Raw genomic sequence first — 12,048 nt, forward strand, 5'->3', positions numbered from 1 at the left:
CCGGAGCCTACCGGTCGTCCGCCCGTAGTGCGGTATGCCCGGGCCGGTTCCCGCCCTACGGAAACAGCTGTTCGTGCGTCCACGTCGTACCGTCCCGGCGGTAGCGCAGCCGCCGGTGCCGGCGGCCCGGGTCGGCCTGCCAGAACTCGACGGTGGTGGCCTCGAGACACCACGCTCTCCAGTGGGGCGACACCCACGCCGGATCGGCGTCCAGCGCCTCGAGCCGCTCACTCACCACACGGTCGTAGTCACGCGGGTCGTCGAGGATCTCACTCTGCAGACCGGTCGACGCGACCGCACGGGCCAGCGGCGACCGTTCGACGAAGTCGCGGCCACACACTTCGGAGCCGCCGGAACGCACCGGCCCCCGCACCCTGATCTGACGGCCGTGCTCACGCCAGTAGAACGTCAGTGCCGCAGCGGCCGTCGCGCCCAGGTGGCGTCCCTTCGGGGACCGGTTGTCGCCCGAGAACCACCAGCCGTCCGCGGTGACATCCTTGAGCAGCAGGGTCCGGGCATCGGGCACCCCGTCCTCGTCGACGGTCGACAGCGTCGTCGCATGCGGCTCTGCGATGCCGGCGTCCACGGCGTCCGTCAGCCACTGCAGGAACAGATCCTGGGGTCGCGAGGTCACCGGACGCTCCGGCGGTGGCTGCGTGGCGAACACCGGGATCGCCCTGACCCAGGCGCGTACGTCGGGGTACTTCTCGAGGTGCGGGATCTCGGCCACCCGGGAAGCGTAACGGCCCGAGGTCGGATAACGGCCCGAGTCACGGGGCGACGAGGTCAGTCCTCTCCTGTGCTCGCGTCGCCGGTGAGCGGACCCACCAGCATCCATCGGTGACCGAACGGATCGAGCAGGGTCGCGTTGCGATGACCGTGGCTTTCGTTGATCCAGCGTTCCACCGACCCTCCGGCGGTGCGGGCGCGGGCGAGAACGGCGTCCGCGTCGCCGACCGGAAGCATCAAGCTCACCGAGGTGGCGCCGGACTGGGGCGCGGTCAGTCCCATCTCGGGAAACTCCTCGGCGAGGTACACCATCCCCGTCGGAAGGCTCAGTTCGGCGTGACCGATCCGCCCGTCCTCCATCACCACCGGGTCGCCGACGAGCGAGGCGCCGAAAACACCGGTGTACCAGTCGATCGCGTCACGCGCTCGGGAGACGGTGAGGTACGGGAGAGCGCCGGCGGCGGGAAAGTCGTCGTCAGGGTTGGTCGGCATCTCCGGATGATCTCCCTTTTCCGATGTGTTCGTCATGACCCCAGTCTTCGCGCCGGCGGCTCACTCGTCTTGGACGATTGGGAACACTTCCCAGACCGCTCACGAGGCGCGGGGCTGATTTGTCAGCATCGCCCACCGGTTGGTGGTCAGCCGGAAGTTCGGGAGGTCGGACAAGAAAGTCACCGTCTCCCAGTTACGTTCGTAACCGGTGTGGCAGATGCGCCAGTTCCCGTCGTCGCCCAGGATGTAGCGATCGAAGTAGTGCGCCGACCCCCGCATCATCATTCCGTCTTCGGGCACCATGATGGTGTCGGCCAGAAGCCACACGCCCGTTGCGGTGGTCCCGTCGGGTCCGATCTCGATCTCGGGATGACTGCAGTGATGTTCGGTGACCATGCGGGTACCGAGCGTGTTCTCGAGGAAACCCAGAAAGGCGTCACGCGACTCGAAACTGAGATGCTCGCCGTACACCGCGGTGGCGTCGGGCATCAGGGTGGCGGACAGTTCGGTCCACGATTTGGTATCCAGCGCTCGCAGGTAGCGGTATTTCAAGCGCTCGATCGCCGCCACCGCCGCCAGATCCATCACGGGCCTCCCGTCACCATGTACCTGCAGGTACCGCTCCAAGGTTAGTCCGGAATTGTTTCGGCGGGCGTGCAATTCGGAGACTCGGAGACCGGCTCGATTGCGGTTCGGTCACAGCGCCGGGCCCGGATCACGGCGGAGGACGAAGCCCGCGAACGGTGGTCTCGACGACCAGCTCGGCGTACGCGTCGTCCTCCGCCGGCTCGGGTGTCGTCAGGGCGAACAGCGCGTGACTCAGGACGGCACCGGTCACCAATTCGAGAAGCAATGTCGCCGACGTGTCCGCCGGCAGATCGCCGCGCTCGACGGCCCGGTGCACGATGGTGCGCGCCGCGAGCAGACGGCTCTTGTTGAGGGTGTGGGTCAGGCGCGCGAGCAACTCGGGATTGACCCGGGCGTCGAGCGCGACGCGAAGACTGACCAGCCCGGGCGTCGTGCGATACCCCTGCAGCAATTGGCGGGCGAGCTCGACGAGATCCGAGCGGAGATCCCCGGTGTCGATGGGCACCGGGAGGGGGCTGCGTGCCTCGAGCGCCTGGACGAGCAAATCGTCCTTGCTCTCCCAGCGGCGGTACAGCGCGGCTCTGCCCACTCGTGCCCGCCTGCCCACGGCATCGAGGGTGAAGCCGCGCCAGCTCGTCTCCGAGTACACCTCGAGTACCGCGTCGAACACCCGGTCCTCGAGGTCGGCGGCGCGGGGCCGCCCGCGGCGGCGCGGGGCTGCTACATCTGTCACCACCCGAGTGTGCCAGACCTGGTCCACATATACAGACTGAAACAGTCCGTATTAGGCTGTGGACGTCCCTCCCCGACGAAGTACTCGAAGGAACGCCATGACAGACCCCACCCGGGTTCCCGTCGTGATCGGCGTCGGCGACCTGCGCTCCGGCCGCGCCGGTTCGCCCGCCGACCCACGCGAACCGCTCGACCTCATTCATGAGGCCACCGCGTCCGCGTTGACCGACACCGGTGTCGATCGCGACGCTCTCGTCTCGCGCATCGACACCATCCGGGCCATCAAGACGGCAAGCTGGTCCTACGACGATCTGCCCGGCCTTCTCGGCGAGCGACTCGGCGCGCGAGCCGTCCACACGTCGACGACTCCCATCGGTGGGCACTGGCCGGCGGCACTGCTCGACCGCATCGCGCACGACATCGCGCACGGCACGAGCGGTGTCGCGTTGCTCGTCGGCGGCGAAGCCCAGGCCTCGGTGACCAACGCCTTCAAGCAGGGCACCGATCCGGCATCGCTCGGCTGGACGACCGCGCCCGGCGGCCCGCCCGCGTTCGATCCCGACGACCTCGGCAGTCCCGCCATGCAGCGGGCCGGAATGATCGCTCCCACCCGGGTCTACCCGCTTTTCGAGAACCGGCTCAGCCACGAATTGGGACACACGCGCGAGCAGTCGATCGACTGGTCCGCCGAGCTGTACGCGGCGTTCTCGGAGATCGCCGGCAACAACCCGGCTGCGTGGAACCCGACCCTGCGCACCGCCGACGACATCCGCACCGCCGGACCCGGCAACCGCATGGTCACCGACCCGTACCCGCTGCTGTGCAACGCGATGCCGTTCGTCGACCAGGCAGCCGCCGTGGTCGTCACCTCGCTCGCGACGGCCCGGGAACTCGGCGTCGCCGACGACCATCTGCTCTACGTGTGGGGTGGCGCCGGAGCCACGGAGACCCCGGACGTCCTCGCCCGGGCAGAACTCGGCCGCTCCGCCGCGCTCGCGGATGCCCTGCGCCGCACCCTCGAGGCCACCGACCTTCGGCCCGCCGACTTCGACATCGTCGACGCGTACAGCTGCTTCCCGGTGGTACCCAAACTGCTCGTCGAGCACCTGGGTCTCCCGCGCGACACGGTGCCGTCGGTGACCGGTGGCCACTCGTTCTTCGGTGGACCGCTCAACAGCTACACGCTGCACTCGGTGGTCGCGGTCGCGCAGCGGCTCCGCCGAGACGGCGAACTCGCCCTCGTGCACGGCAACGGCGGCTACCTGACGTACCAGCACGTCGTGGTGCTCGGATGCGCGCCGCACACCGACGGCTACGTCGGAAATCCCGAGCACGTGCAGATACCGCCGTCCGCACCCGACGCCGCACAGGACTACTCCGGTGAGGTCGAGATCGTGACCGCCACCGCGGAATACGGCCGCGACGGCGCGCCGTCCGTCGGATTCCTCGTCGGCACCACGACCGACGGCCGGCGGGTATCGGGACACACCGACGCGGAAGGGGCGCGGATTCTTTCGGCAGGCGCGGACCTCATCGGCACCGTCGTCCACGTCACCGACCAGGGCGGGCAACTCACCGTGGCCCGCATCGACACCCCTTCCTCCGAGGAGCACCCGCAGTGACCGAACCGATCGTTCTCGTCGAGCAGCGCGACCACACGCTGATCGTCACCATCAACCGCCCCAAGGCCGCGAACAGCATCAACGCCGACGTGCACCGGGCGCTCGGAGAAGCATGGGAGCGGGCCGCCGACGACCGCACCGTGCGCGCCGTCGTGCTGACCGGTGCGGGTGACGCCGTGTTCTGCGGCGGCGCCGACCTCAAGGCACTCGGCACCGCCGGGCCCGACGGAGTCACCCCGCCCGAGACCGCACACTGGGGATTCGCCGGTGTCGTCAAGCACCACATCGCGAAGCCGATCATCGCCGCTGTCAACGGCACCGCGCTCGGCGGCGGCACCGAACTCGCCCTCGCCAGCGATCTCGTGGTCGCCTCCGACACAGCCGAATTCGGTCTCCCCGAGGTGCACCGCGGGCTCATCGCCGGCGCGGGCGGCGTGTTCCGCATCGGACAGGCGATCCCGCGGGCGATCGCGATGGAACTCGTCCTCACCGGGAAGCCGATGCCGGCCGCCGACGCGCTGCGCTGGGGCCTCGTCAACCGGGTCGTGCCGCAAGCCGACGTGCTGACCACCGCGCTGGATCTCGCCGCACAGATCGCGGCGGGGGCACCGCTGGCCGTACAGGCGAGCAAGACGGTCGCACGCGGCATCGTCGACGGTCATGTCTCCGCGGAAGACCATTCGTGGGACCTGACCGAAAAGGCCCTCGCACGGCTCACCACCAGCGCCGACACCCTCGAAGGCGTCATGGCCTTCATGCAGAAGCGTGAACCCGTCTGGAAGGGCGAATGACGATGACCACCACCGAAGCGCTGCGCTGGGACACCGACGAGCAGAAGGCACTGCGGCAACTCGCCGCCGACTTCACCCGCAAGGAGATCCTCCCCCATCTCGACACGTGGGAGCGTGAGGGTTCCATCCCGCGCGAACTCCATCGCAAGGCCGCGGACGCCGGACTTCTCGGGGCCTCCGTCGCCGAAGAGCACGGCGGTTCCGGTGGCAACGCCCTCGACATGCTCACGATTCTCGAGCAGATCATCCTCTCGGGCGGATCGTCGGGCCTGATCTCCGCGCTGTTCAGCCACGGAATCGCGACCCCGCACATCATCGCCTCCGGCAACACCGACCTCATCGACCGGTACGCGCGGCCCGCGCTCGAAGGCAGGATGATCGGGTCGCTCGCCATCACCGAGCCCAGCGGTGGTTCCGATGTCGCGAACATCCGCACCACCGCTCGCCGCGAGGGCGACGAGTACGTCATCAACGGCGCCAAGCTGTACATCACCTCGGGCACCCGCGCGGACTTCGTCACCACCGCGGTCCGCACCGGCGACGCAGGCGCCGGCGGTATCTCGTTGATCGTCGTTCCCACCGACACACCGGGTTTCACGGTCTCGCGCAAGCTCGACAAGATGGGCTGGCTGTGCTCGGACACCGCCGAACTGTTCTACGACGACGTGCGTGTCCCCGTCTCGAACCTCATCGGTGCGGAGAACTCCGCCTTCGGCCAGATCGCCCAGCAGTTCCAGGGCGAGCGGCTGTCGCTGGCCTTCCAGGCCGTCGCCACCGCGCAGCGTTGCTTCGATCTCACCGTCGACTGGGTCAAGTCCCGCGAGACCATGGGACGGCCGCTGTCGAAGCGGCAGGTCGTGCGGCATCGCCTCGCAGAACTCGCCACCGAGATCACTGCGGCACAGACATTCTGCCGCTCGGTCGCGGAACGCTGGGCCAACGGCGAGGGCATGCTGCTCGAAACGTCCATGGCGAAGAACAACGCCGTGAAGGTGTGCGACACCGCCGTGATGGAGGCGGTTCAGCTCGCCGGCGGCATCGGCCTGATGCGCGAGAGCGAGGTCGAGCGCCACTTCCGCGACGCGCGCGTCCTCGGAATCGGTGGCGGCACAACCGAGATCATGAACGAGATCATCAGCAAGCTGCTGGGCTTGTAACCCTGCGGATGTGAACCGATATGCCGGCGGCCGAGGACTTCGGCCGTCGGCATATCGCTGTCAACGCAACGTCCGGCGGTGTCCCGCACGGCCACGGTGCCGCAGAACTTCGAGTCCCGCCACCGCTGCCGCCGCGACGACCACGTGCATCGTCACCAGCGCGGCAGTGCTCGCGGTGTCGAAATCGCCACGACGGTCCCCTGGATCGTGGCGAGGGGCAGCAGTGCCCCCACGACCTGCGCGATCCGCAGGAACCCGCTCCACCACAGACTCAGCAGTGCCGCGAGGGCAAGTCCGGCCGCGAGCGGGCCCGCGGTCATGAGCACGACACCACCGGGCGCCGCCGAAGCCACGGTCCCGGCGTCGGTGTGCTCGAACGAACCGCCCGCGGCGAGTCCGACGAGCCACACGACGAGATTGACCACGAGCGCAAGCAGCACGGTCGCCACCACGACGACGAGCCTGTCCGGAACGCGCACAGCGGCGGAGACAGAAGACGATCGAGAAGTTTCGGACGCAGTCATGAATCCTCCTGAAGGGTGCTGTCATTCGACGACACCCATCGTCCGACCTCGAGTCGGCTCGAGGTCAAGACCTCGACCGCGCCCGGTGACGGTGGAGGTCAGCCCACGTCTTCGGCGAGCTCCATCCACTGCTCCTCCGCGGCTTCCTTCTCCGCGACCACCTCACGAAGCTCGGCATCGAGCTTCTGCAGCTTGTCGGGATCGGTAGCGGCCTCGGCCAGACGGACGTGCAGCTTCGCCTCGCGCTCGTCGAGCTTGGCGATCGCCCGTTCGAGGCGCGAGAGTTCCTTGCGAGCCGCCCGCTCGGCTGCCCCGTCGCGCTTCGCCGGCGTCGCTCCCCCGGTGTCACCCGGCTTGGAGACGGTCGACGCCACTGACACCACGCCCTCGTCGCCCATGGCCGCGCGCCGGCGGAGATATTCCTCGATGCCGCCGGGAAGGTTGGTCAGCTTGCCGTCACCGAAGAGCGCCCACGTCGAATCACAGATGCGCTCGATCAGGAACCGGTCGTGGCTGATGACGACGAGCGTGCCGGCCCAGCCGTCGAGCAGGTCCTCGAGCTGCTGCAGCGTATCGATGTCGAGATCGTTGGTGGGCTCGTCGAGCAGGAGAACGTTGGGCTCGGCCATGAGTACCCGCGTGAGCTGCAGTCGGCGTCGCTCACCTCCGGACAGGTCGCCCACCGGTGTGCGCTGCCGTGCCGGTGTGAAGCCCAGACGCTCCGCGAGCTGGCCGGCCGAGACCTCCTTGTCGCCCAGCATGATCCGCTCGGCCACATCCTTGACCGCGTCGAGTACCCGCATGTCGGTGGGAAGGTCGTCGAGTTCCTGCCGCAGCCAGCCGATTTCGACCGTCTGCCCCTGGATACGCCGGCCCGACGACGGTTCGAGTTCCCCGGCGAGGGTGCGCAGCAGGGTCGTCTTGCCCGACCCGTTGACGCCGACGAGACCGATCCGCTCCCCCGGTCCGAGCCGCCACGTCAGGTCGTGCACGAGTTCGCGGCCGTCCGGGGTCGTCAGGGTCGCGTTCTCGAGTTCGATGACGACGCGGCCCAGCCGACGCTTGGCGAACGAGGCCAGCGCCACCGAGTCGCGCGGCGGCGGCACGTTCGCGATCAGCGCCTCCGCCGACTCGATGCGGTAGCGCGGCTTCGACGTACGGGCCGGTGCCCCGCGACGCAACCACGCCAGTTCCTTGCGTGCGAGGTTCTGGCGCCGTTCCTCCATGGCGTCGGCCTGGCGCGACCGCTCGGCCCGCGCGAAGATCCAGTCGTTGTAGCCACCCTCGTAGGTTTCGACCTTGCCGCCCACGACCTCCCAGGTCCGGGTGGCCACGGTGTCGAGGAACCAGCGATCGTGGGTGACGACGACGAGGGCACTTCGCCGGGAGATCAGATGCTCGGCGAGCCACTGGACACCCTCGACGTCGAGGTGGTTGGTGGGCTCGTCGAGCACGAGCAGATCGAGATCCTGAACGAGGGCGGCCGCGAGCGCGACCCGGCGGCGCTCGCCACCCGACAGCCCGTCCACGACGGCGTCCAAGCCGAGCTTGTCGATGCCGATCCCGGTCAGCACGGACCGGATCCGCGAGTTGCCGGCCCACTCGTGGTCTGCGACGCCGAGCGGTCCGAGAACCACTTCCGCGACCGTCGATCCGGGGGGCAGCACACCGCGCTGCGTCACCACGGCCATGCGGAGTCCGCCGACCCGGCTCACGCGGCCGGAATCGGGCTCCTCCACGCCGGCGAGGACCTCGAGCATGGTGGTCTTTCCGCCGCCGTTGAGACCGACCACGCCGATGCGCTCGCCCTCCTGCACGCCCAGAGACACCGATTCGAGCAGCGGCTTGACGCCGAAGGACTTCGAGACCTGTTCGAGATTGATCAGATTCGCCACGTGGAGCATTGCCTTCCGGAGTGTTCAGTTCAGTGATGTGCGATATCGGTGTCGAGCACGACGCGGGCGCCCGGCACCGGGCCGGTTGCGAGGCGCACCGTGCGGCACACGCCCGCCCCCGCCAGTTCGGCGCTCACGGTGACCGCGGCGTGATGGTCGGCGACGAGGAACGCGCACGTGGGGCCCGAGCCGGACACCAGCCCGGCAAGAGCACCGGCGTCGACCCCGGCCCGCAGGGTGCGACGGAGTTTGGGGTCGAGCGACAATGCCGCGGCCTGCAGGTCGTTACCGAGCAACGGTGCGAGTTCGTGCGGGTCGCCGGACGCGAGCGCCGACAGTACGTCGTCGGAGTCCCCGACGCGCGCCGGATCGCCGCCCGCGCGCAGGCTGTCGAGCTCGCGGAAGACCACCGGCGTGGACAGGCCGCCCTTGGCCAGCGCCAGGACCCAGTGGAATGTTCCCCGCGTGAGCACCGGCACGAGCTGTTCGCCGCGCCCGGTGCCGAGTGCGGTGCCGCCGTGCAGGCAGAACGGCACGTCGCTGCCGAGCTGGGCGGCGAGCCCGTCGAGATCGTCGCGTGACGCGCCGAGCCCCCACAGGGCGTCGAGTGCGACGAGGGTCGCAGCCGCGTCTGCGCTGCCGCCCGCCATCCCGCCGGCGACCGGAATGCCTTTGGCGATGGTGATCGCCACCTCGGGCGCACGCCCGGCGCGTTCGGCGATCAGCTCTGCGGCGCGCCACGCAAGGTTGGTCGAGTCGGTGGGCACCGCCCCGGCGTCGGCGCCCGAGACGTGCACGCTGAGCCGGTCCGAACCCACCACCGAGACTTCGTCGTACAGCGACAGTGCCTGGAAGACGGTGTGCAGATCGTGGTAGCCGTCCGGGCGCAGATCGCCCACCGCCAGATGCAGATTGACCTTGGACGGGGCCCGCACGGTGACGGGAGCGGGAACGACGGAAAGCACGAGTACACAGCTTACCCGCGCGACGGCAAGGCCCCGGACCACGCGTGCGGTACCACACTCCGACTCTCAGATGCCGAGGACCACTTTCGCGATCATGAAGTACACGAGCAGACCCGTGGCGTCAACGAACGTCGTGATGAACGGGTTGGAGAACACCGCAGGATCGGCACGGACCGCGCGCGCCAGCATGGGCATCACTCCACCCACCGACGCGGCCATGGTGCAGATACTGAGCAGGGTCAGCCCGATCACCAGACCCAGCGACGGCTCGTAGAGCACGGTGACCAGGACGAAGCCCACCGTCCCGAGTAGCAAACCGAGCGACAAGCCCACACACAGTTCGCGAACGAACACCTTTCCCAGATCGCGCGGAGTCACGTCGTTGAGCGCGAGCGCACGCGTCACGGTGGTCGCCGCCTGGTTCCCCGTGTTGCCGCCCGTGCCGATGAGGAGGGGGATGAACAACGCCAGCGCGACCATCTGCCCTAGCGTGGCCTCGAAGACCTCCAGAACCTGCACGGTCAGCGATGCACCGATCGCCAGGACGAGGAGCCACACCACCCGGGAGCGCACGATATTGAACACCGGAGTGGCCAGATACGGCTGGCGCAGCGGTTCGGTACCGCTGATGCGCGCCTGGTCTTCGCTGTCGGAGTCTTCGAGGATCCGCAGCGCGTCGTCGAACGTAAAGATTCCGACGAGCCGGGTCTCGCTGTCGACCACGGGCAGCGCGAGCCGCTTGAGGTCGGCGCAGCGCCGCGCAGCCTGTTCGCTGTCCTCGGTGGCATAGGCCCAGTCCGGCCGGCCCGCGATATCGGCGATCACGGCGTCGCGCGGCGCCTTGAGAAGGTCGCGCAAGCTCACCACTCCGACCAGGACCCGCGCCCGGTCGGTCACGGGCAGGGTGTAGATGGTCTCCGCGTCGTCCATCCGCTGTTCGAGTTTGTCCAGCGTCTCGGCGACGGTGAGATCGGGATGGGTGACGATGTACTCCGGGCTCATCCGCCGCCCGATAGATCCGCGCGGGTAACCGAGGATCTCGGCGGTGAGATCGCGCTGGTCGGGCGGCAGACCCTGGAGCAGCTTTCCCGCCACTGTCGCGGGCAGTTCGTCGAGCAGGCCCACCCGGTCGTCGGGCTCGAGTTCGGCGAACAGTGCCGCGACGTCGTCGTCCTGGAGCGCACCGACGAGGCTGCCCTGCAGCGCGGGGTCCAGGCCCTCGAAAACCGTCATGGCGCGATCCTTGGAGAGCAGCCGGTACACGATCGCGCGCTGCGTCGGGTCGAGTCGTTCCAGAATCTCCACGACCTGCCCGGTGGTCAGTTCACCGAGCACCGCGGTCAGTGCCGGCAGATCGGTGCGCGAAAGTGCCGTCTCCACCGCTCTGATCGACGACTCGCCACCTGCCACCCGGGACTCACTCACCGTTGCACCCTATCGAAGGAGCACGGATCCGTTTCTTCAACGAGGACAGCTTCGGTCCGCAATACGTGGGATCGTCGAGCCATGCGCGAAACCTCGGCCCGGTTGCTGCGATTGCTGTCGCTCCTGCAGATGCGACGGGAGTGGTCCGGCGCCGAACTCGCCGATCGACTCCGCATCACCACACGAACCGTCCGGCGGGACGTCGAGAAACTGCGGGAACTCGGCTACCCGGTGGACGCGACGGTGGGGGTCGGAGGCGGTTACCGGCTGGGAGCGGGTGCCGAGATGCCGCCACTGCTGCTCGACGACGACGAGGTCGTCGCTGTCGCGCTCGCGTTGCGATCGGGCGCGTCACATGCGGTCACCGGGATCGGCGACGCCGAAATCCGGGCGCTCGTGAAACTGCGCCAGGTCATGCCGTCGCGTCTGCGGTATCGCCTCGAGGCTCTGCAGGTCGACGTGGTCGACCACGGCCCTGCCGAGTCGGCGGTGGACGCGGGACTGCTGTCGAGCGTGGCGTCGGTGTGCCACACCCACGAGAGACTGCGATTCGACTACCGCACGCACGACGGAATCTCGTCGCGGCGCGAGGTCGAACCTCACCGCGTGGTGCGCTCGGGACTGCGGTGGTATCTCGTCGGATGGGATCTCTCGCGGGACGGGTGGCGTTCGTTCCGCGTGGATCGGATGGAACCGAAAACTCCCACCGGTCCCCGTTTCACGCCTCGGGATCTACCACCCGGTGGCGCAACGGGATTCGTCTCCCGAGGGATCGTCAGCGGCACCTCGTCCGTCACAGCACGAGTGCTCATCCACGCGTCGTTCGGAACGGTCGCACCGATGATCGACGAGCGCTGGGGCACCGTCGAACCCGTGGACGACGATCACTGCGCCGTCGGTTTCGACGGAAGCTCGCTGGACTCGATCGCGGAGTGGCTCGCGGCATTCGATCTGGACTTCACCGTGCTCGACCCGCCGGAACTGCGGGAGGCGTGCGGCCGGGTCGCCCGGCATCACGCCGCGCTCGCCGAGCGGTATCTACGCGCGTGCGCCGATACGAGCCGAAACCCGTTGGGCCCATGACAAAAACGGCTGGGGGGCCGCCCCCCCCCCCGGGGGCGGCCCCCC

At 68.7% G+C, this 12,048-nt stretch carries 12 protein-coding genes; 4 read left to right on the forward strand and 8 right to left on the reverse strand.

The genetic code is table 11. The annotated features are described in order from the left end of the window. Positions 1-55: 55 nt before the first annotated feature. The 4 genes from TVH25_RS03905 to TVH25_RS03920 form a co-directional block, all read right to left on the reverse strand. A complete protein-coding gene (locus tag TVH25_RS03905) occupies positions 56-730 on the reverse strand; it encodes a pyridoxine/pyridoxamine 5'-phosphate oxidase (RefSeq protein ID WP_422423400.1) in 675 nt (224 codons plus the stop codon). A gap of 56 nt (positions 731-786) precedes the next feature. Continuing rightward, positions 787-1,257 carry a VOC family protein gene (locus tag TVH25_RS03910; RefSeq protein ID WP_422423401.1) on the reverse strand — a complete coding sequence of 157 codons (471 nt, stop codon included), beginning with the start codon at positions 1,255-1,257 and terminating at the stop codon, positions 787-789. Positions 1,258-1,320: 63 nt separating this feature from the next. After that, on the reverse strand, positions 1,321-1,806 hold the full coding sequence (locus TVH25_RS03915; RefSeq protein WP_296551006.1) for a nuclear transport factor 2 family protein: 486 nt from the start codon (positions 1,804-1,806) through the stop codon (positions 1,321-1,323). Between the two features lie 130 nt (positions 1,807-1,936). Then, positions 1,937-2,542 (reverse strand): TetR/AcrR family transcriptional regulator, encoded by a 606-nt coding sequence (locus tag TVH25_RS03920; protein WP_422423402.1) that lies wholly within the window; start codon positions 2,540-2,542, stop codon positions 1,937-1,939. Between the two features lie 97 nt (positions 2,543-2,639). On the opposite strand from TVH25_RS03920, the gene TVH25_RS03925 reads away from it, so the two are divergent. Genes TVH25_RS03925 through TVH25_RS03935 form a run of 3 tightly spaced genes read left to right on the forward strand, consistent with a single transcriptional unit; the run spans position 2,640 to position 6,111 of the window. Beyond that, positions 2,640-4,163, forward strand: coding sequence for an acetyl-CoA acetyltransferase (locus TVH25_RS03925; RefSeq protein WP_422423403.1), 1,524 nt, complete (start codon positions 2,640-2,642; stop codon positions 4,161-4,163). After that, positions 4,160-4,954, forward strand: a complete 795-nt coding sequence (locus tag TVH25_RS03930) for an enoyl-CoA hydratase-related protein (protein WP_169621490.1) — start codon at positions 4,160-4,162, stop codon at positions 4,952-4,954. Before TVH25_RS03925 ends, TVH25_RS03930 begins: the two co-directional genes overlap by 4 nt. A 2-nt stretch (positions 4,955-4,956) precedes the next feature. Then, a complete protein-coding gene (locus TVH25_RS03935; protein WP_169621489.1) occupies positions 4,957-6,111 on the forward strand; it encodes an acyl-CoA dehydrogenase family protein in 1,155 nt (384 codons plus the stop codon). A 152-nt stretch (positions 6,112-6,263) separates the two neighbouring features. Here TVH25_RS03935 and TVH25_RS03940 read toward each other — a convergent pair whose 3' ends face one another. The 4 genes from TVH25_RS03940 to mgtE all read right to left on the reverse strand — a co-directional run bounded on the left by TVH25_RS03940 (position 6,264) and on the right by mgtE (position 10,920). Next, the gene (locus tag TVH25_RS03940; RefSeq protein WP_422423404.1) at positions 6,264-6,635 is read right to left on the reverse strand and encodes a DUF6069 family protein; all 372 of its coding nucleotides are present in this window, start codon (positions 6,633-6,635) and stop codon (positions 6,264-6,266) included. Positions 6,636-6,733: 98 nt separating this feature from the next. Next, complete coding sequence (locus tag TVH25_RS03945; RefSeq protein WP_169621487.1) at positions 6,734-8,530, reverse strand: ATP-binding cassette domain-containing protein; 1,797 nt, start codon at positions 8,528-8,530, stop codon at positions 6,734-6,736. A 29-nt stretch (positions 8,531-8,559) separates the two neighbouring features. Next, positions 8,560-9,495, reverse strand: a complete 936-nt coding sequence (locus tag TVH25_RS03950) for a 4-(cytidine 5'-diphospho)-2-C-methyl-D-erythritol kinase (RefSeq protein ID WP_169621486.1) — start codon at positions 9,493-9,495, stop codon at positions 8,560-8,562. Positions 9,496-9,561: 66 nt separating this feature from the next. Next, positions 9,562-10,920, reverse strand: a complete 1,359-nt coding sequence (mgtE, locus tag TVH25_RS03955; RefSeq protein WP_169621485.1) for a magnesium transporter — start codon at positions 10,918-10,920, stop codon at positions 9,562-9,564. An 81-nt stretch (positions 10,921-11,001) separates the two neighbouring features. Between mgtE and TVH25_RS03960 the strand changes: the two genes are divergently transcribed. After that, on the forward strand, positions 11,002-12,003 hold the full coding sequence (locus tag TVH25_RS03960) for a helix-turn-helix transcriptional regulator (protein WP_169652536.1): 1,002 nt from the start codon (positions 11,002-11,004) through the stop codon (positions 12,001-12,003). Positions 12,004-12,048: the final 45 nt, after the last annotated feature.

Source organism: Rhodococcus sp. 7Tela_A2 (assembly GCF_049311045.1).
Taxonomy (GTDB): domain Bacteria; phylum Actinomycetota; class Actinomycetes; order Mycobacteriales; family Mycobacteriaceae; genus Rhodococcus.